This is a genomic window from Streptomyces sp. NPDC059906, from assembly GCF_042730645.1.
GTDB classification, from domain to species: domain Bacteria; phylum Actinomycetota; class Actinomycetes; order Streptomycetales; family Streptomycetaceae; genus Streptomyces; species Streptomyces rubrogriseus.
On sequence record NZ_JBHWKU010000022.1, the window covers coordinates 26,578 to 45,764 of the forward strand.

The 19,187-nt window shown below is 72.1% G+C and carries 15 protein-coding genes; 6 read left to right on the forward strand and 9 right to left on the reverse strand.

Features of this window, described 5'->3' with window-relative positions; genetic code table 11:
- Positions 1 to 213: 213 nt before the first annotated feature.
- From ACFV9J_RS28115 to ACFV9J_RS28130, 4 genes are read right to left on the reverse strand one after another with little or no spacing between them, the layout of a single operon-like run.
- Positions 214 to 933 (reverse strand): ABC transporter permease subunit, encoded by a 720-nt coding sequence (locus ACFV9J_RS28115; protein ID WP_385358519.1) that lies wholly within the window; start codon positions 931 to 933, stop codon positions 214 to 216.
- 11 nt (positions 934 to 944) lie between these two features.
- Complete coding sequence (locus ACFV9J_RS28120) at positions 945 to 1,856, reverse strand: ABC transporter ATP-binding protein (protein WP_385358521.1); 912 nt, start codon at positions 1,854 to 1,856, stop codon at positions 945 to 947.
- Complete coding sequence (locus ACFV9J_RS28125; RefSeq protein WP_385358523.1) at positions 1,853 to 2,761, reverse strand: ABC transporter permease; 909 nt, start codon at positions 2,759 to 2,761, stop codon at positions 1,853 to 1,855. The genes ACFV9J_RS28120 and ACFV9J_RS28125 overlap by 4 nt, the downstream gene beginning before the upstream one ends.
- Positions 2,751 to 3,713 (reverse strand): ABC transporter ATP-binding protein, encoded by a 963-nt coding sequence (locus ACFV9J_RS28130; protein WP_385358659.1) that lies wholly within the window; start codon positions 3,711 to 3,713, stop codon positions 2,751 to 2,753. The genes ACFV9J_RS28125 and ACFV9J_RS28130 overlap by 11 nt, the downstream gene beginning before the upstream one ends.
- A 277-nt stretch (positions 3,714 to 3,990) precedes the next feature.
- Here ACFV9J_RS28130 and ACFV9J_RS28135 point away from each other — a divergent pair, with 277 nt between their 5' ends.
- From ACFV9J_RS28135 to ACFV9J_RS28160, 6 genes are all read left to right on the forward strand, one after another.
- A complete protein-coding gene (locus ACFV9J_RS28135; RefSeq protein WP_385358661.1) occupies positions 3,991 to 4,851 on the forward strand; it encodes a M24 family metallopeptidase in 861 nt (286 codons plus the stop codon).
- Positions 4,848 to 6,605, forward strand: a complete 1,758-nt coding sequence (locus tag ACFV9J_RS28140; protein ID WP_385358525.1) for an SDR family oxidoreductase — start codon at positions 4,848 to 4,850, stop codon at positions 6,603 to 6,605. Before ACFV9J_RS28135 ends, ACFV9J_RS28140 begins: the two co-directional genes overlap by 4 nt.
- Before the next feature lie 110 nt (positions 6,606 to 6,715).
- Complete coding sequence (locus ACFV9J_RS28145) at positions 6,716 to 7,264, forward strand: RNA 2'-phosphotransferase (RefSeq protein ID WP_385358527.1); 549 nt, start codon at positions 6,716 to 6,718, stop codon at positions 7,262 to 7,264.
- 6 nt (positions 7,265 to 7,270) lie between these two features.
- Positions 7,271 to 7,729, forward strand: a complete 459-nt coding sequence (locus ACFV9J_RS28150; protein WP_385358529.1) for a hypothetical protein — start codon at positions 7,271 to 7,273, stop codon at positions 7,727 to 7,729.
- A 53-nt stretch (positions 7,730 to 7,782) separates the two neighbouring features.
- Complete coding sequence (locus ACFV9J_RS28155) at positions 7,783 to 8,688, forward strand: LLM class flavin-dependent oxidoreductase (RefSeq protein ID WP_385358531.1); 906 nt, start codon at positions 7,783 to 7,785, stop codon at positions 8,686 to 8,688.
- A gap of 86 nt (positions 8,689 to 8,774) precedes the next feature.
- Positions 8,775 to 9,662 carry a Cof-type HAD-IIB family hydrolase gene (locus tag ACFV9J_RS28160; RefSeq protein WP_385358532.1) on the forward strand — a complete coding sequence of 296 codons (888 nt, stop codon included), beginning with the start codon at positions 8,775 to 8,777 and terminating at the stop codon, positions 9,660 to 9,662.
- Between the two features lie 128 nt (positions 9,663 to 9,790).
- Here ACFV9J_RS28160 and ACFV9J_RS28165 read toward each other — a convergent pair whose 3' ends face one another.
- From ACFV9J_RS28165 to ACFV9J_RS28185, 5 genes are all read right to left on the reverse strand, one after another.
- Complete coding sequence (locus ACFV9J_RS28165; protein WP_385358534.1) at positions 9,791 to 10,840, reverse strand: peptidoglycan DD-metalloendopeptidase family protein; 1,050 nt, start codon at positions 10,838 to 10,840, stop codon at positions 9,791 to 9,793.
- A 122-nt stretch (positions 10,841 to 10,962) separates the two neighbouring features.
- Entirely contained in the window at positions 10,963 to 12,645 is a 1,683-nt protein-coding gene (locus ACFV9J_RS28170) for a GAF domain-containing protein (RefSeq protein ID WP_385358536.1), read from the reverse strand.
- Between the two features lie 81 nt (positions 12,646 to 12,726).
- The gene (cydD, locus tag ACFV9J_RS28175) at positions 12,727 to 16,254 is read right to left on the reverse strand and encodes a thiol reductant ABC exporter subunit CydD (RefSeq protein ID WP_385358539.1); all 3,528 of its coding nucleotides are present in this window, start codon (positions 16,252 to 16,254) and stop codon (positions 12,727 to 12,729) included.
- 80 nt (positions 16,255 to 16,334) lie between these two features.
- Positions 16,335 to 17,339 carry a cytochrome d ubiquinol oxidase subunit II gene (cydB, locus tag ACFV9J_RS28180; RefSeq protein WP_385358541.1) on the reverse strand — a complete coding sequence of 335 codons (1,005 nt, stop codon included), beginning with the start codon at positions 17,337 to 17,339 and terminating at the stop codon, positions 16,335 to 16,337.
- Positions 17,340 to 17,359: 20 nt separating this feature from the next.
- Positions 17,360 to 18,865 (reverse strand): cytochrome ubiquinol oxidase subunit I, encoded by a 1,506-nt coding sequence (locus ACFV9J_RS28185; RefSeq protein WP_385358543.1) that lies wholly within the window; start codon positions 18,863 to 18,865, stop codon positions 17,360 to 17,362.
- Positions 18,866 to 19,187: the final 322 nt, after the last annotated feature.

A 19,187-nucleotide genomic window follows, 5' to 3' on the forward strand; every position in this document is an offset into this window, starting at 1 on the left:
CGCGGGGCCAGGCTCCTCGGCGTGGCCCCGGCACACGGTCCGGACGGCGCCGGCGTCCCCGTCGGTCGGCCCACGCGGGGTGACCCGCGTGCTCGAAGCGGCCTCCCGTTGCGCCGGCGCCGTCCGTCCTCGTGCATCCCCCACAGTGCCGCCACGGGAAGCCGGGCGCCACCGATTAAAGCGGACGTACGCCGCGTTCCCGACGGGGCGCGGTCACTCCTCCCCGGCGAGCGTCAGCGACCGCAGCTTCTGGCCCGCGTACCAGGTGGCGAGCACGGTCACCGCGGCGAGCAGCACCGTCGCGGTCGGCAGACCGACGTCGGAGGTCACCAGGTTCCCGTCGGCGACCTTCTGGGCCACCGCCAGCGACCACTGCTGGACGCTCAGCGTGCGGGCCCCCGGCACCAGGGAGCCGAACAGGGCCTCCCAGACCAGGGCGTAGACGAGTCCGAAGACCACCGCGTGCCGGGACACCGTGCCCAGCAGCAGGAACAGCGCGGCGTAGGCGATGGAGGCGACCAGCGCGGCGATCGTGTAGGCGACGGCGACCTGCTGGCCGTTGCCGTTGAGGATCAGGCCCGCGAGCAGCGTGGGCACGGCGGAGAAGGCCATCGTCACGGCTATGGCGACGATCAGCTTGGTGAAGATGATCGTCGGCCGCTTGATCGGCTTGGACAGCAGGTACACCACCGAGCCGTCGTCGATCTCCGGGCCGATGGCGCCGGTACCGGCGATGACACCGATGATCGGCACCATGGTGGCGAGGGCGAACCCGCCCAGCACGTCGACCGAGGTCTGGTCGTCGGCTCCGGCGAGCGCGCGCACCGCGACGGCGATGACGAGCAGCAGCAGGGGGAGGACGCCCAGGATGAGGGCCCGGCGGCGGCCGAGCAGGGCCCGGTAGGTGAGTCGGGCGACTGTGGGGTCGTACATTCTTCGGCCTCCTACGCCGCGACGAGATACGAGAAGACGGACTCGAGGGACTCGTCGGACGGCGAGACCGTGAGCAGCCGGATGCCGTGGTCGCGGGCGACCTTCGGCAGCAGGACCGTGAACCGGCCGAAGTCGACGGCCTGGATGCGCAGAGCGCCCTCGGCGAGGTCGACCTCGATGCCGGAGGTCGACGGGTCGGCGATCAGCGCGGCCGCCAGGGCCCGGTCGTCGCTGGAACGCACCAGGTAGCGGTGCGGACGGTCGGTCATCAGGCGGCGGATCTTGCGGAAGTCGCCGCTGGCCGCGTGGCGTCCGGCGACGATGACCTCGATGTGCCAGGCGAGCTGTTCGACCTCTTCCAGGATGTGCGAGGAGAACAGCACGGTGCGGCCCTCGTCGCCCATGCGCCGCAGCAGGTCCATCAGCTGCATGCGCTGGCGCGGGTCCATGCCGTTGAACGGCTCGTCGAGCAGGAGCAGCGACGGCTGGTGGACGAGGGCGGAGGCCATCTTCACGCGCTGGCGCATGCCCTTGGAGTACGTGGCGATCTTGCGGTCCTGGGCGTAGGCCATCTCCACGGTGGCGAGGGCCTCGTCGGCCGCCTTGGCCCCCAGCCCGTGCAGTTCGGCGTTGGCGAGGACGAACTCGCGGCCGGTGAGGAAGTCGTACATCGCCTCCCGTTCGGGGACGATGCCGATGTGCCGGTAGATGTCCTCGTTGCGCCAGACCGGCTGGCCGTCGAGGGTGACGCTGCCGGTGGAGGGGGCCAGGAAGCCGCCCATCATGTTGATGAGGGTGGACTTTCCCGCGCCGTTGGGGCCGAGCAGGCCGGTGACGCCGGGGCCGATCGTCATGGTGATGTCGTTGACGGCGACCACGTTGCCGAACCAGCGGGAGACGTGGTCGATGTTCAGCGTGGTCACAGTCCCACCTTCTTGTAGCGGCGCATCAGCAGGCCGTAGGCGCCGGCGATCAGGCCCAGGGTGACGAGCACGTAGACCGCGCCCTCGCCGTTGCTCGGGCCCACCCCGCCGGGGGAGGCGGAGGTGGCGCCCAGGAAGGCGGACTGCACTCCGTCGATGAGGGTGATCGGCGAGAACAGGCCTATCCAGGCGACGGCCCCGGAGCTGCCCTGGACGTCCGCGATGGCCTGGAGCGTGGAGACCGCGCCGTAGGTGATGGTCAGGACGGCGATGACGGCCGCGATGCCGAAGCCGCGGCGCGGGGTGACCGATGCGACGACCAGGCCGAGGCCGGCGAAGAGCAGGGAGAGCAGTGCCACGGAGACCAGTCCCTGGGCGAACCCCTTGGTCTGGTCCGCGAAGTCGAGTTTGGCGAGCAGCGCACCCACGTAGAGCACCAGCAGGGGCGCGGCGGTGAGGATGAACAGGGCCGAGGCCAGCGAGGCGTACTTGGCGCGCACGTAGTCGGAGGTCTCGATCGGCCGGGAGAAGTACAGCGGCACGGTCTTGAAGCGCAGGTCGCGCGAGACGGACTGGGGGGCCTGGGCCGCGACGTAGAGACTGATGACGGCCTGCAGGACGACCGCGTAGCGCGTGTAGTCCACGGGCAGGTCGTTGGCCTTGGTGGCGACGGCGACCGCGACCATGATGCCCGCCGGGAGGCACATCACCACGAAGAGCAGCATCGGCAGCACCTTGGACTTGGCCGAGCGGCCGAGGCCGTAGGCACCGCGCAGGGACTGCGAGTACAGCGAACGGCGGGCGTAGCCGCGGCCGAGGCGGGGGCCGTCGTAGCTGCGGTAGCCGATGTTGTGGATGCGGGTCTGGTCACCCGGCACCGTGGCTGCGGGCTGTTCAGCTGCCATGGCCGACCGCCTCCTTCCGTGCTGCGTCGCTGTCGGTGAAGACCTCCGAGATGTGGTGCCGGCGCTGCTCCATGCGGACCAGGCCGAGGCCGAGGTCGGCTATGACGTCGCGGACCAGGTCGTAGGTCTCCTCGCCCGCCGAGGTGAGCAGGAGGACGTGGCCGGCGCCGGGCAGGCCGCTGCCGTCCTGGACGGTGACCCCGCGCGCGTCGAGCGCGTCGCGCACCGCGCGGGTGCCGTCGGGGTGTGCGTCGGTGTCGGTGACCTCGATCGCGAGGGTCGTGGTGGTCTGGGTGAAGTCCGTGGTGGAGCTGGAGCGCAGCAGCTTGCCGCCGTCCACGACGACGACGTGGTCGCAGGTGCGTTCCAGTTCGCCCAGCAGGTGCGAGGTGACCAGGACGGAGATGCCGAAGTCGGTGTGGATGCGGCGGATGAGGCCGAGCATCTCGTCGCGGCCGACCGGGTCGAGGCCGTTGGTCGGCTCGTCGAGGAAGACCAGCTGGGGGTCGTGCACGAGAGCCTGCGCGAGCTTCACGCGCTGCTTCATGCCCGTCGAGTAGCCGCCGATGGGGCGGTAGCGCTCCTCGTACAGGCCGACGTGGCGCAGGGTGTCGGCGGTGCGCTCGCGGGCGGCGGTGGGCGGCAGGCCGGACATGCGTGCCATGTGGACGACGAACTCGGTGGCCGAGACGTCGGGTGGCAGGCAGTCGTGCTCCGGCATGTAGCCGACCCGCTCGCGGATGTCGGCGCCCTTGGTGGCGACATCGAGTCCGAGCACTTCGGCCCGGCCCTCGGTGGCGGGAGACAGACCCAGCAGGATCTTGATCAGGGTGGACTTGCCGGCGCCGTTGGCACCGACGAGTCCGGTCACACCGGGTCCGACGTCCACGGAGAGCCGGTCGAGCGCGGTCACCCGGGGGAACCGCTTGCTCAGGCTTTCGGTCGCGATCACAGTCACATCGATGACAGTAGTGACGTCCGCCACTGCGGTCGTCAGACCGCAGAGCCGTCTTGGCGTCAGTCTGGAGTAGTACGGGCCCGTAGGGGATGCCGTACCTGAGAGCCACGGCACCGACTTCCGAGGCCGCGCCGGCCGCCCTATTGACGTTGGGTCTAACAACTGGGAGATTCGGCGGCGTCACGTTACGGGCGAGTAGCACGGTCGGCGCGGACCGCGCCGGGACAGTGGAACGGTGGGACGGGGGTGGCACGGCATGGGTGGCACGACGATGGCGACGGCGACGGCGACGGCGACGGCGACGGCGGCCGGACTCCGCGCGGAGCTGCGGGGGTTCCGCGAGGTGCAGCGTCTCGCCTACGAGTGCGCCGAGGCCGTGGCCGCCCGGCTGGAGCCGGGCGTGACCGAACGCGACGCGGCCCGGATGCAGCGCGCGTGGCTGCGGGAGCGGGGCGTGCGGGACTGGTTCCACCTGCCCTTCGCCTGGTTCGGCGACCGCACGGCGTTCACGGGCTTCCGGGTGCCGCTGCAGTTCTTCCCCACGAACCGCCGGCTGGAGCCGGGCATGCCGTTCATCCTCGACATGGCCCCGGTGTACCGGGGATTCACCGCCGACATCGGCTACTCCGGGGCACTCGGCCCCAACCCGGTGCAGCACCGGCTGGCGGCCGACCTGGCGGCGCACCGCGAGCTGATCCTGCGCGAGGTGCGCGAACGCAGGCCGCTGCGGGAGATCTACGAGGACGTGGACCGGCTCATGGTCCGCCAGGGCTGCGCCAACCGGCACCGGGCCTATCCCTTCGGCGTGATCGCCCACAAGGTGGGCCGGGTGCGGGAACGGCGGCTGTCCCCGCGCCTGTTCGGCTTCGGCACGCAGTCGCTCAAGGGGCTGGCGAGCGACGCACTGCACGGCCACCGCGAGGGCTGGTCCCCGCTGTGGTCCCCGTACCGCTTCTCCGACCACCCGCCCCGCCCGGGGCTGTGGGCGGTCGAACCCCACCTCGGCTTCCGGGGTACGGGCGCGAAGTTCGAGGAGATCCTGGTCGTGACCGACTCCGCGGATCCCGAGGAGAGCGCCTTCTGGCTGGACGACGATCTGCCGCACGTGCGGCGCTGGGCGGAGGAGACATGACGGTGCTGGAGGGTGCGCGGGAGCGCCGGGTGCGCACGGGCGGGGTCGAGCTGTGCGTGGCGGAGCTGGGCGACCCGCGGCGGCCCACGGTCGTCCTGGTGCACGGCTACCCGGACAGCAAGGAGGTCTGGTCCGAGGTCGCCGCCCGCCTGGCCGGCGCCTTCCACGTGGTCCTCTACGACGTCCGTGGCCACGGCCGGTCCAGCGCGCCGAGCCCGCTGCGGGGCGGGTTCACGCTGGAGAAGCTGACGGACGACTTCCTGGCCGTGGCCGACGCGGTCAGCCCGGACCGCCCGGTGCACCTGGTGGGCCACGACTGGGGCTCGGTGCAGTCCTGGGAGTTCGTCACGGTCAAGCGCACCGAGGGGCGCATCGCCTCCTTCACCTCGATGTCCGGCCCCTCCCTCGACCACTTCGGGCACTGGATCAACAAGCGCCTCAGGCGCCCCACCCCGCGCCGGGTCGGACAGCTCCTCGGCCAGGGCGCCAAGTCCTGGTACGTCTACCTGCTCCACACCCCCGTGCTCCCGGAGCTGGCCTGGCGCGGCCCTCTCGGCAAGCGCTGGCCGGGCATCCTGGAGCGCGTCGAGAAGGTGCCCGGCGGCGACTACCCGACCCCCTCCCTGCCGTCGGACGCCGCACACGGGGCGTGGCTGTACCGGGACAACGTCCGGCCCCGGCTGCGCAGCCCGCGCGAGGACGCCTACGCGCACGCGCCCGTGCAGCTCGTCACGCCCCTGGGCGACGCGTTCCTGTCGGAGCGGCTCTACGACGGCCTTGAGCTGTGGGCGCCGCGGCTCACCCGGCGCACGCTGCCCGCGAAGCACTGGGTGCCGCGCACCCGGCCGGACCGGCTGGCGGACTGGATCACGGAGTTCGTCACCGCCACCGAGGACGGCCGGTCCGAGACGGCGGCGAACGGGAAGTACGCGGACCGTTTCGGCGGGCAGCTCGTCCTGGTCACCGGTGCGGGCAGCGGCATCGGGCGGGCGACGGCGTTCGCGTTCGCCGAGGCCGGAGCGCGCGTGGTGGCCGTCGACCGGGACGCCGAGGCCGCCGCCCGGACCGCGGAGCTGTCCCGGCTGATCGGTGCTCGGGCCGCCTGGGCGGAGGCCGTCGACGTCTCGGACGAGCAGGCCATGGAGAAGCTGGCGGCCAGGGTCGCCGCCGAGTACGGCGTGGTGGACGTGCTCGTGAACAACGCCGGGATCGGCCTGTCCGGCTCCTTCTTCGACACCACGCCTCAGGACTGGAAGAAGGTCCTCGACGTCAACCTGTGGGGCGTGATCCACGGCTGCCGTCTGTTCGGCCGGCAGATGGCCGAGCGCGGGCAGGGCGGCCACATCGTCAACACCGCGTCGGCGGCGGCCTTCCAGCCCTCCAGGGCGCTGCCCGCCTACGGCACCTCGAAGGCGGCCGTGCTGATGCTGAGCGAGTGCCTGCGCGCCGAGCTGGCCGACCGGGGCATCGGCGTCACGGCGATCTGCCCCGGCCTGGTCAACACCAACATCACGTCCACCGCGCACTTCGCGGGCGTGGACGCCGAGGAGGAGAAGCGCCGGCAGCGGCGCACCGCCCGGCTGTACGGGGCGCGCAACTACCCGCCGGAGAAGGTGGCGGACGCCGTGCTGGAGGCGGTCGTGCGCAACAGGGCGGTGGTCCCGGTGACGCCGGAGGCGCGCGGCGCCCACCTCATGTCGCGGTTCGCACCCCGGATGCTGCGGCGCCTCGCCCGGGTGAAGCCGCCCCTGTAGTTTCCACAGGTTCCTCCAACCAGCCTGTGGATAACCCGACTTGACTGTGGATCAAACGCCTGCGGCAAAATCGATCGCGTGACACGCGTCTCACTAGGCAGGCTGGTGCCATGCAACAGCAACGCACGGTGAAGGTGTCCAAGTATCTGTCCAAGCACCTGCGCCACCAGCCGGAGAGGATCGGACTCACGCTCGACGAGGGCGGCTGGGTCGAGATCGACACACTCGTCGCCGCGGCGGCGGCGCACGGCTTCCCCTTCACCCGCCAAGAGCTCGACCAGGTGGTCGCCACCAACGACAAGCGGCGCTTCGCGGTGGAGGGCACCCGCATCCGGGCCAGCCAGGGTCACAGCATCGACGTGGATCTGCGGCTGCCCGTGGCCACCCCGCCGCCCTACCTCTACCACGGGACCGTGGCCCGGCATCTGGAGGCCATTCGGGCCGAGGGCCTGCGGCCGATGAACCGGCACGACGTCCACCTCTCGCCGGACCGCGAGACCGCGACCCGGGTCGGGGCCCGTCGCGGCCGGCCGGTCGTCCTCCCGGTGGACGCCGCCGCCATGCACCGCGACGGACACGTCTTCCACGTCAGCGCGAACGGGGTCTGGCTGACGCAGCACGTGCCGTCCCGCTATCTGCGCTTTCCCGCCCCGCACTGACCCCGCATGATCGAGGGCATGGAGCACCTGCCCACCACCCAGTCCGCCGTCACCGCCCTGCGCGCCATCGCCGAGGAGTACGCGCTGGAGATCGAGGTCACCGACGACATCGGCGCCGACCAGACCTCCCGCCGCAGCGCCGCCGGGGTGGGGGTGACCACCGACAGCGACGGCTCTCTCCCGCACGAGGCGTTCGTCGAGTTCGGCGGCGTTCCCCGGGTGAGCGTCCGGCTCTTCCACGAGGGCGACGCCCTGCTCACCGTCGAGAACGTGGAGTTTCCCGATGTCGAACGCGACGACGTGCCCGCGTTCCTGCGCTCCGTCTTCGGCGGCCTCGCCCACGTCCACGGGCGCCGCTTCCCGCCCGGATACCACCTGATCGTTCCGCTGCCGGGCGACCGGGCCCACAAGGAGCACGTGTCGATGCTCCTCCTCACACCGTGGCTGAGCAGTCGCGTACGGTGACGACGGAGGCCGTTTCACGTGAAACCGGGGGACGGCCGCTTAGGCTCGGAGACATGAGTCTGCGCCTGAGCACCGTGATCCTTCCGTACCGCCGCTGGCACGAGGGCGGCCGTTCGACGTGGACGCGCGCCGAGCAGCTCGGCTTCCACACCGCCTACACCTACGACCACCTCTCCTGGCGCACCTTCCGGGACGGCCCGTGGTTCGGTGCCGTGCCGACCCTCACCGCCGCCGCGGCCGTCACCGAGCGGCTGCGTCTGGGCACCCTGGTCACCTCGCCGAATTTCCGGCACCCGGTGACGCTCGCCAAGGAACTGATCTCCCTCGACGACATCTCCGGCGGGCGGATCACCCTCGGCATAGGGGCGGGCGGCACCGGCTTCGACGCCACGGCGCTGGGCCAGGAGCCATGGACGCCGCGCGAGCGGGCGGACCGGTTCGGCGAGTTCCTGCCGCTGCTCGACCGGCTGCTGACCGAGGACGCCGTGTCGTACGAGGGCGACTTCTACTCGGCGCACGAGGCCCGCAACATCCCGGGGTGTGTACAGCGGCCCCGGCTGCCCCTCGCGGTGGCCGCGACCGGTCCACGGGGACTGGCGCTCGCCGCCCGCCACGGCCAGGCGTGGGTGACCACCGGCGACCCGAAGCTGTTCGAGAACGGCACCCCCCAGCAGTCGGACCGTGCGCTGCGGCAGCAGGGCGACCGGCTGGCCGACGCCTGTGCCGCGATCGGCCGCGAGGTGGGCGAGCTGGACCGGGTCCTCCTCACCGGCTTCACTCCGGAGCGCAGCCGCCCACTGGAGTCCGTGGACGCGTTCGTGGACTTCGCCGGACGCCACCGCGACCTGGGCTTCACCGAGCTGGTCGTCCACTGGCCGATCCCGGACTCGGACTTCGCCGCGGACCAGAAGGTCTTCGAGCGGATCGCGATGGAGGCACCGGCCCAGCTGAAGGAATGAGGGCGTGGAATCGAGCGGGGCCCGGGAGCCGGGCAGGGGAGCCGTAGCTCACATATGTGCGGAGCCGCGCACGGGCGTGCACGCATATGCGTGACAATGACCGGGTGACCTCAGCGACCCGACAGCCCGAGCCCCCGGCCGCCGCCACCCGCCCGCGACTGATCGCCACCGACCTCGACGGCACCCTGCTGCGCGACGACAAGTCGGTCTCCCCGCGCACGGTCGTCGCGCTGGCCGCCGCGGAGAAGGCAGGCATCGAGGTCTTCTTCGTCACCGGACGCCCCGCCCGCTGGATGGACGTCGTCAGCGCCCACGTCCACGGGCACGGCCTCGCCATCTGCGGAAACGGGGCCGCCGTGGTCGACCTGCACGGCGGCCCCGGCAGGCACAGGTTCGTGAAGGTCCGCGAGCTGCCGCAGGAGAACGCGCTGGACGCCGTGCGGCTGCTGCGGGAGGCGGCGCCCGGCACGGTGTTCGCGGTCGAGCAGACGTACGGCTTCCACCAGGAGCCGGCGTACCCGAAGCTGCACATCGAGGTCCCCGACGACCTTCTGTCCGCCGAGGAGATCCTGGCGCCGGGCGGGCGCGCCGCCACCGAGCCCGTCCTCAAGATCCTCGCCTTCCATCCGGAGCTCGACCCCGACGGCTTCCTCACGCTGGCCCGCCTCACCATCGGCGAGCGCGCCAACGTCACCCGGTCCAGCCCCAGCGCCCTGCTGGAGATCAGCGGCCCCGACGTCTCCAAGGCCAGCACGCTCGCCCTGTGCTGCGCCGAGCGCGGCATCTCGCACGAGGAGGTCGTGGCCTTCGGCGACATGCCGAACGACGTCGAGATGCTCACCTGGGCGGGCCGGTCGTACGCGATGGGCAACGCGCACCCGGACGTGATCGCCGCCGCCTCGGGGCGGACGGTCGCCAACAACGACGACGGGGTGGCGGTCGTGATCGAGCGGATGCTGGCGGACCTGCCCTGACCCTCCGCCCCGGCGGACCTGCCCTGGCTCTCCGCCCCGGCGGACCTGCCCTGGCTCTCCGCCCCGGCGGACCTGCCCTGGCTCTCCGCCCCGGCGGGCCGCCAGGTCCCGCGCCGTGCCCGGTGCCGTCACAGCGGCACCCCGCGCTGTGACAGCCACGGCACCGGGTCCAGTGCCGAGCCCGTCTCCGGGGTGACCCGGACCTCGAAGTGCAGGTGGGGACCGGTGGAGTTGCCGGTGCTGCCGGACTGCCCGATCCACTGCCCGACGTCGACCCGGTCGCCCTGGTCGACGGCGACGGCGGCGAGATGGGCGTACTGCGTGTAGTAGCCGCCCGCGTGCTCGACGACGACCTGGATGCCGAAGGCCCCGCCGCAGGACACCTTGAGGACCCGGCCCGTGCCGACCGACCGCACCGGTGTCCCGACCGGCACCGCGAAGTCCTGGCCGGTGTGCCGGTGCGCCCACCGGGACCCGCCGCTGCCGAAGGACGCCGACAGCTCGTAGGCCTCGACCGGGGCCACCCAGGCCGGGCCGGAGGGCACGTCCGGCTGGTCGAGGCGGACCGCGCCGGGGCACGCGCCGGCCGCGACGGAGGAGTCCGCCTGCCCCTCCAGCCGGGACCGCACCACCTCCAGCTTGCTCTCGATCTCCTTCTTCAGCTTCGCCAGGTCGGCGTTGCGCTTCTCCAGCGCCTGCCAGGCCGCCCGCGCCCCGGCCTCCTCGTGGGCTAGCCGGGCCTCGGCCCGCAGGTTCTTCCCGATGGTCCGGTCGACGGCCAGATTCGCTCGGGCCACGGCCCGCTGACCGCGCATCAGCTCCTCGGGGTCGTCGGCGAGGAGCATCCGCGCGGTGAGCGGGAGCCCGCCGCCGTCGCGGTACTGGGCGCGGGCGATGCGGCCCAGGTCCTCGTGCATGGCGTCGATCTTCTGCCGTTGCCCGTCGAGCCGCCGCTCGTACTCCAGGGCCTTCGACCGTTGCGCCTCGGCCTCTCGCCGCCCGTCCTCGTACTGTCGGGTGGCCTTCGCCGCGTCCTCGTACAGTCGCGCCACCTGCGGGCCGAGACCGGCGCCGGGCCCGGCGTCCCCGTCCATGCCGTCGGTGGGGCGGGCCGCCAGCAGGGCGAGTGCGCACAGCAGCACCGGAACCAGCAGCGGACGTCGGCGGGATGAGCGCATGACAGCGATCGTGGACCTGCGCGGCGCCCGCGGTCTCGTTCACGTCGTACGAGTGGGGGACCCGTTGCTGCACACGGACCAACGCGGCTGCTGCACACGGGGCAACACGGCGTCGGCGATGCTCAGTACGGCGCCTCCCACAGCACCGTCGTGCCACCGCCGCCCGCCCCGATGCCCGGCCCGAGCCGACTGGTACCGCCCACGGTCTCGGCGCGGCGCTCCAGGTTGCGCAGGCCGCTGCGCCGGCCGCCCTCGGGAACGCCGACACCGTCGTCCGCGACGGTCAGCCGGACGCCCGGCCGGCCGTCCCGCAGGGTCGCCGTCGCGTCCACGACCACCTCGATCCGTTCGGCGTGGGCGTGCCGGAAAGCGTTGGACAGGGTTTCGCGCAGCGCGGCGATGAGGTTCTTGCCGGTCACGTCGCCGACGGCGGTGTCCACCGGGCCGACGAAGCGGTGCGAGGGGGTGAAGCCCAGCGGGGCCGCGGCCATGGTGATCTCGCGCAGTACGCGGGTGCGCAGTCCCGTGGGCGCCTCGGCCGGCTGCTGGAGCGCGAAGATCGCCGAGCGGATCTCCTGGATGGTGACGTCGAGTTCGTCGACGGCTCCACCGACCCCGTCGCGCACCTCGGGCACGGCCGACCTGCGCTGGGCGCTCTCCAGCATCATCCCCGTCGCGAACAGCCGTTGGATGACGAGGTCGTGCAGGTCCCGGGCGATCCGGTCCCGGTCCTCGTACACGGCGAGCCGTTCCCGGTCGCGCTGGGCCTCGGCCATCGTGAGCGCCAGCGCGGCCTGCGAGGCGAACCGGTCGCCGAGCGCGCGTTCCGTCCGGGTGAACGGGCGCTCCCCCCGGGCGCGCGGCATGACCAGGCCCCCGAGGACCTTCCCGTCCCGGCACAGCGGCACCAGCATGATCGGACCGTAGGAGCGCGCCGGCCCGGCGTTCAGGCGTGGGTCGGTGGCGGCGTCGTCCACGAACACGGGCCGTCCGGCGAGCAGTTCCGCCACGATGCCGTTCTCCGGCGGGATGACCGCGCCGAGGGCGTTCGTGGGATGCGGCGCGTCGACGGCCACGATCTCCAGGCCGCCCCCGTCGGCCGGCAGCAGGACGATCCCGGCGGCCGCCCCGGAGAGGCGGCGGGCCTGCTCGGCGACGGTCTGCAGGGCGTCGTCGGTGTCGCCGCCGGACAGCAGGGCGGTGGTGACGGCGACCGATCCGTCGATCCACCGCTCCCGCTGCTGGGCGGCCTCGTGCAGTCGCGCGTTGCCGATGGCGATACCGGCCTCCGTGGCCAGGACCCGGACCATGGCGAGGTCGTGGTCGTCGAAGGGCTCGCCCGCGAGCTTGTCGGTCAGGTAGAGGTTGCCGAAGATCTCTCCCTGCACGCGGATGGGGACACCCAGGAAACTGCGCATCGGCGGATGGTGCCCGGGAAAGCCGCACGCGCGCGGGTCCCGGGTCAGGTCGGCCGACCGGACCGGCTCGGGATCGCGGACGAGCGCGCCGAGCAGTCCCTTGCGGCCGTCCGGGAGGTGGCCGACGCGCCGTACCGTCGCCTCGTCCAGGCCGTGGTGCACGAAATCGGCGAGGCCGTCGCCGTCCTCGTCGACGACGCCGATGGCCGCGTACCGGGCGTGCGCCAGGTCGGCGGCCGTCTCGCAGATCCGGCGCAGTGCGGCGTGCAGCTCCAGTCCGCTGCCGACGGACCGCATCGCGTCCAGCAGTTTCGGCACTCGTGCCAGTAGTTCGGCCGAGGCCTCCGCACGGGGCGGCGGGGAGCCGGGAGGCGGCGCTGGGGGCATGACCCGAGCCTAATGAGACCTTTTTGTTCAGGAAAGTCGTATTGCGGCAAATTTTCGCGGACCCGAGGCCGGGCCGGCCGGTCACACCGCTCCCACCAGCAGTTCCGCCGCCGCCTCCCGCCCGGCCATCTCCCGCAGCGGCCCCGGCACGGCCGCCAGCTCCGCGTACGTACCGCGCTGCACGACCCGGCCCCGGTCCAGGACGATCACCTCGTCCACGGCCCGCAGTCCCGCCAGCCGGTGCGTGATCAGCAGGCTCGTACGGCCCTCGGTGGCGGCCAGCAGATCGGCGGTGAGCGCGTCGGCGGTCGGCAGGTCGAGGTGCTCGGCCGGCTCGTCGAGCACGAGGACGGGAAAGTCGGCGAGCAGCGCCCGGGCCAGGGCGAGCCGCTGGCGCTGACCGCCGGACAACCGGGCCCCGTGCTCGCCGACCAGCGTGTCGAGACCGGCGGGGAGGCTGTCGGCCCACTTCAGCAGCCGGGCCCGCGCCAGCGCGTCGCGCAGCTCGGCCTCGGTGGCGTCCTTCCTGGCCAGCAGCAGGTTCTCGCGGACCGAGCTGTCGAAGAGGTGCGCGTCCTGGGCGCACAGCCCGACGAGCCGCCGTACGTCGTCGCCCGCCAGGGCGCAGGCGTCGGCACCGGCCAGCGTGTAGGAGCCCGCCGCCGGGTCGAGGAAGCGCAGCAGCACCTGGGCGAGGGTCGTCTTGCCGGACCCGGACGGTCCGACCACGGCGACGCGGCGCCCCTGCGCCAGGGTCAGGTCCACCCCCGCCAGCGCGTCCCTGTCCTGCCCGGGGTGACGCGCGGCCAGCCCCTCGATGACCACCGGGAACGGCGAGGCGGGCGCCTGCCCGGGCACCTCCGGCTCCCGCACCGGCTCCGGGGCGTCGAGCACCTCGTACACGCGCTCGGCGCTCCTGCGCACGCGCTGGCGGTACTGCACGGCGAGCGGCAGTCCGAGGACGGCCTCGAAGGCGGCCAGCGGGGTCAGGACGACGACGGCCATGGCCACGCCGGCGAGTCGGCCGTCGGCGACCGCCTGGGCCCCGACGAGGGCGGCGCCCGCGACGGTCAGGCCGGAGACCAGCGCGGTGAGCCCGTCGCCCAGCGCGGTGGCCGTGGCGGCGCGCGAGGCGATCCGGGTGAGGGTGCCGTCGGCCCGCCGGGCCCCGGCGGCGCGACCGGGCAGGGCACCGGCGACGGTCAGCTCGGCGGTACCGGTGAGCAGCTCCGTCACGCGGGTGGCGAGCACACCCCTGGCGGGGGCCAGCCTGCGCTCCGCGCGCCGTGCAACGGCCGCGGTGAGCAGCGGAACACCGACACCGGCCGCGAGCAGGCCGACCGCGAGCACGACGCCCGCCTCCGGCAGCAGCCAGGCCGTGAACCCGACCGAGGCGGCGGAGACGACCAGCGCACTGCCTGCGGGCAGCAGCCAGCGCAGCCAGTAGTCCTGCAAGGCGTCGACGTCGGCGACGAGCCGGGACAGCAGGTCGCCCCGGCGGCTGTGCCGCAGCCCGGCCGGGGCCAGCCGCTCCAGCCGCCGGTACACGGCGACCCGCGTGTCGGCCAGCATCCGCAGCACGGCGTCGTGCGACACCAGCCGCTCCGCGTAGCGGAACACGGCCCGCCCGATGCCGAAGGCCCGCGTCGCCGTCACGGCCACCATCAGGTACAGCACCGGCGGCTGCTCGGAGGCCCGGGAGATGAGGTACCCGGAGGTCGCCATCAGGCCGACGGCGCTGCCCAGCGCCAGACTGCTGAGCAGCAGCGCGAGGCCGAGCCGTCCGCGCCGGGCGCCGGACATGGCGCGGACCCGGGACAGCACGCCTCCCCGCGCCTTCGCGGCGGACTCGGCGGGCTCGGCGGGCGAGGTGGACGCGGTGGCCGGTTCGTCGAAGGAACCCGGAGCGGCGGTGCGCGGGCCGTCCTGCGCGGCTACTGGCGGCCCGCTGGTGTGCCCGGCCCCGGCGAAGCCCGCCGGCGCGTCCAGCCGCACCACCCGGTCGGCGACCTCCAGCAGCGCCGGACGGTGCACCACCAGCAGGACCGTACGCCCCTGCGCCAGCCTGCGGACGGCGTCCACGACCTCCGCCTCGGTGGCCCCGTCCAGGGCCGCCGTCGGCTCGTCGAGCAGCAGCACCGGCCGGTCCGCGAGAAACGCCCGGGCCAGCGCCAGCCGCTGCCGCTGTCCCGCGGACAGGCCGGTCCCGTCCTCCCCGAGGACGGTCGCCGTGCCCTCGGGCAGCGCGTCCACGAACTCCAGGGCGCCCGCGTCCCGCAGGGCCCGGCGTACGACGGTGTCGTCGGCGTCGGGCCGGGCCAGCCGTACGTTCTCCGCGATGGTGCCGGCGTACAGGTGCGGGTGCTGGGGCACCCAGGCGACGCGGGCGTGCCACTGCGCGACATCGAGCGAGGCGAGGTCGGCTCCCCCGACCCGGACCCGCCCCCCGGTCGGGGGAACGAAGCCGAGCAGGGCGTTCAGGAGCGTCGACTTGCCCGCCCCGCTGGGACCGACGAGCGCGACCGTCTCCCCGGGCTCGACGGTGAAGTCCACATCCGTGACGGCCGCCGCGGCACGTCCGGGATAGCGGACCGTCACGCCCTCGAAACGCAGCGCACCGTCCGCCGGAACCGGGCCGGTCCCCGACTCCGGTACCGGACGCTCCAGCACCGAGAAGATGTCCTCGGCGGCGGCGAGACCCTCGGCCGCCGCGTGGTACTGCGCCCCCACCTGCCGCAGCGGCAGATAGGCCTCCGGCGCGAGGACGAGCACGACCAGGCCGTCGTACAACGCCATGTCCCCGTGGACCAGGCGCATGCCGATGGTGACGGCGACGAGCGCGACGGACAGCGTGGCGAGCAGTTCCAGCGCGAAGGACGACAGGAAGGCGATCCGCAGGGTCCGCATGGTCGCCTGGCGGTACTCGCCGGTGATGCGCTTGATCGACTCGGCCTGCGCCCTGGCCCGGCCGAAGACCTTCAGCGTGGGCAGCCCCGCGACCACGTCCAGGAAGTGTCCCGACAGCCGCGACAGCAGCCGCCACTGGCGGTCCATCCGGGACTGGGTGGCCCAGCCGATCAGCATCATGAAGACCGGGATGAGGGGGAGGGTGCCGACGATGATGGCCGCCGAGACCCAGTCCTCGGTCACGATGCGGGCCAGCACCGCCACGGGCACGACCACCGCGAGGCCCAGTTGCGGAAGGTAGCGCGAGAAGTAGTCGTCGAGGGCGTCGACGCCCCGGGTGGCCAGGGCGACCAGGGAGCCGGTCCGCTGTCCGCCCAGCCAGCCGGGGCCGAGCGCGGTGGCCCGTTCCAGCAGTCGGCCCCGCAGCTCCGACTTGACCGCCGCGCTCGCGCGGTGCGCTGCCAGTTCGGTGAGCCAGCCGACCAGCGCCCGGCCGCAGGCGACGGCCACCAACAGCAGCAGCGGGGTGCGGAGTCCGGCGGCCGTCGCGCCCTGCTGGAAGGCGCCGACCACCACCTCGGCGATGAGCATGGCCTGGGCGACGAGCAGTCCGGCCCCGACGGCACCCAGGGCGACGACCGCCGCCAGGAAGAGCCTGGTGGCGCGGGCGTACCGCAGAAGACGTGGATCGATGGGTTTCACGTGAAACAGGCCTTCCTGCCCTCGGGGTGCGGTTTCACGGTGTTTCACGTGAAACGCTGGGAAACCGCCCCTCGTTGGACTCAGTGCGCGGCGTCGGCGAGGTGCTGGGTGCCGATGCGCTTGCGGAACACCCAGTACGTCCAGCCCTGGTAGAGCAGGACGACCGGGGTGGCGATCACGGCCAGCCAGGTCATGATCTTCAGCGTGTAGGCGCTGGACGATGCGTTGGTGACGGTGAGGCTCCAGTCCGCGTTCAGCGTCGACGGCATGACGTTCGGGAAGAGCGTCAGGAAGAGCATCGCCACGGCGGCCACGATGGTGACGCCGGACAGGGCGAACGACCAGCCCTCACGTCCGGCCTGATTTGCCATCAGGGCGGCGACCAGTGCCGCGACGGCCACCACGAGGGCGACCAGGCTCTTGGCGTCCCCGCTGTCGGCCTGCGTCCAGAGCAGGAAGGCGAGGGCCAGCACGGCCGTGACCAGACCGACCCGCAGCGCCAGGGCCCTCGCCCGCTCACGGATCTCACCGACGGTCTTGAGCGCGGTGAACACCGTGCCGTGGAAGGTGAACAGCGTCAGCGTCACCAGGCCGCCGAGGAGGGCGTACGGGTTGAGCAGGTCCCAGACCGAGCCGACGTACTCCAGGTCCCGGTCGATCTCCACGCCGTGGACGATGTTGCCGAAGGCCACGCCCCACAGGAACGCGGGGATCAGCGAGGTCCAGAAGATCGCCGTCTCCCAGTTGCGCTGCCAGTTCTCCTCGGGCCGCTTCACGCGGTATTCGAAGGCGACCCCGCGGACGATCAGGCAGACCAGGATGACCAGCAGGGGGAGGTAGAACCCGGAGAAGAGCGTGGCGTACCACTCGGGGAAGGCGGCGAAGGTGGCACCGCCGGCGGTGAGCAGCCACACCTCGTTGCCGTCCCACACGGGGCCGATGGTGTTGATCAGTACCCGCTTCTCGGCCCGGTTCCGGGCGAGCAGCTTGGTGAGCACACCGACCCCGAAGTCGAAGCCCTCCAGGAAGAAGTAGCCGGTCCACAGGACGGCGATCAGAACGAACCAGACGTCGTGCAGTTCCATGACTGTGCAGCTCCCTCGGCCTAGTACGAGAAGGCCATCGGCTTGTCGGCGTCACGGAGATCGCCGCCGATCTTCGTGGGCGGATTGAGGTCGGCCTCGGTCAGCTCGGGCGGCCCGGCCTTCACGTACTTCGCCAGGAGCTTGACCTCGATGACGGCCAGGACGGCGTACAGCAGGGTGAAGACGGACATCGAGATGATGACCTCGGCCGTGGAGACGCCGGGGGAGACCGCGTCCCGGGTCTGCATCACGCCGTAGACCACCCATGGCTGCCGGCCCATTTCCGTGAAGATCCAGCCCCAGGAGTTGGCGATCAGCGGGAACGCCATCGTCCACAGCGCCAGCAGCCAGTACATCCGGGAGAGCCTCGCCCCGAGCGGCTTCTTCAGCAGCACCAGGTGCGGGACCTCGTCCTCCCCGGTGCGCAGGGCCGGTGGCAGCAGGAACCGCTTCCGCGTCAGCCACAGGCCCAGCAAGCCGAGGGAGAAGGACGCCATGCCGAAGCCGATCATCCACCGGAAGCCCCAGTAGGCGACGGGGACGATGGGCTTGTAGTCACCGGGCCCGAACTGCTCCTGGAGGGCCTTGTTGGTGTCGTTGATGCCGGGCACGTAGGACTCGAAGTCGCTGTGGGCGAGGAAGGAGAGCAGGCCGGGGATCTCCAGGGCGACCTTGTTGTGTCCCTTGTCGACGTCCCCGTAGGCGAACACCGAGAAGGGTGCCGGCTGCTCGCCGTCCCACAGGGCCTCGGCGGCGGCCATCTTCATCGGCTGCTGCTCGTACATGACCTTGCCGAGGGTGTCGCCGCTGACCGCGGTGAGGATGCCGCCGACCGCCAGGGTCACCAGGCCGAGCCGGAGCGAGGTCCGCATCACCGGGATGTGCTTCTTGCGCATCAGGTGGAAGGCGGCGATGCCCACCATGAAGGCGCCGCCCGTGAGGAAGGCCGCCGAGAAGCTGTGGAAGACCTGGTTGAGGGTGGTGTTCTGGGTGAGGACCTGCCAGAAGTCGGTGAGTTCGGCGCGGCCCTTCTCCTCGTTGATCCGGTAGCCGACGGGGTGCTGCATCCAGGAGTTGGCCGCGAGGATGAAGTACGCCGACAGCAGGGTGCCGATCGAGACCATCCAGATGCAGGCCAGGTGGATCTTCTTGGGCAGCTTGTCCCAGCCGAAGATCCACAGGCCGATGAAGGTGGACTCGAAGAAGAAGGCGATCAGCGCCTCGAAGGCGAGCGGGGCACCGAAGACATCGCCGACGAAGCGAGAGTAGTCGGACCAGTTCATGCCGAACTGGAACTCCTGCACGATGCCGGTGACGACACCCATCGCGATGTTGATCAGGAAGAGCTTGCCCCAGAACTTGGTCGCCCTGAGGTACTTCTCCTTCTCCGTGCGGACCCAGGCGGTCTGCAGTCCGGCCGTGAGGGCGGCCAGCGAGATCGTCAGCGGGACGAACAGGAAGTGGTAGACGGTCGTGATGCCGAACTGCCATCGCGCCAGCGTCTCCGGCGCCAGAGCCAGGTCCACGTCTTCACTCTCCTCACATCGCCACACCGCCGTGGTCAGCGGCGGTTTGAGCGCGTCTGTCACACCCAACGCGGGCGCAATCGGGACACGCTTGTGAACGCGTTCACATTCACAAGCAATTATGACCTACTGCTTTTCGACACCGGAAGGGGGGTCCCCTGTGACGTCAACCCCTCTTGTCAACCCCTCTGGCATGCGAAAGCGCGGGGCGGCCCCCGCCCCCCCCCCCCCCCGCCGCCCCCCCCCGGTGGGGGGCACACACCATTCGGGACCACACCCACACCCTAAAGAACAAATAGTTAGCCCCGCGCCCCCCCACCCA

Excerpts from the sequence above, each read along its gene's own strand:
- ACFV9J_RS28115 (WP_385358519.1), bottom strand. The coding sequence starts at position 933 with ATGTACGACCCCACAGTCGCCCGACTCACCTACCGGGCCCTGCTCGGC.
- ACFV9J_RS28125 (WP_385358523.1), bottom strand. The coding sequence starts at position 2,761 with ATGGCAGCTGAACAGCCCGCAGCCACGGTGCCGGGTGACCAGACCCGC.
- ACFV9J_RS28135 (WP_385358661.1), top strand. The coding sequence starts at position 3,991 with ATGGCGACGGCGACGGCGACGGCGACGGCGACGGCGGCCGGACTCCGC.
- ACFV9J_RS28140 (WP_385358525.1), top strand. The coding sequence starts at position 4,848 with ATGACGGTGCTGGAGGGTGCGCGGGAGCGCCGGGTGCGCACGGGCGGG.
- ACFV9J_RS28145 (WP_385358527.1), top strand. The coding sequence starts at position 6,716 with ATGCAACAGCAACGCACGGTGAAGGTGTCCAAGTATCTGTCCAAGCAC.
- ACFV9J_RS28150 (WP_385358529.1), top strand. The coding sequence starts at position 7,271 with ATGATCGAGGGCATGGAGCACCTGCCCACCACCCAGTCCGCCGTCACC.
- ACFV9J_RS28155 (WP_385358531.1), top strand. The coding sequence starts at position 7,783 with ATGAGTCTGCGCCTGAGCACCGTGATCCTTCCGTACCGCCGCTGGCAC.
- ACFV9J_RS28160 (WP_385358532.1), top strand. The coding sequence starts at position 8,775 with ATGCGTGACAATGACCGGGTGACCTCAGCGACCCGACAGCCCGAGCCC.
- ACFV9J_RS28165 (WP_385358534.1), bottom strand. The coding sequence starts at position 10,840 with ATGCGCTCATCCCGCCGACGTCCGCTGCTGGTTCCGGTGCTGCTGTGC.
- ACFV9J_RS28170 (WP_385358536.1), bottom strand. The coding sequence starts at position 12,645 with ATGCCCCCAGCGCCGCCTCCCGGCTCCCCGCCGCCCCGTGCGGAGGCC.
- cydB (WP_385358541.1), bottom strand. The coding sequence starts at position 17,339 with ATGGAACTGCACGACGTCTGGTTCGTTCTGATCGCCGTCCTGTGGACC.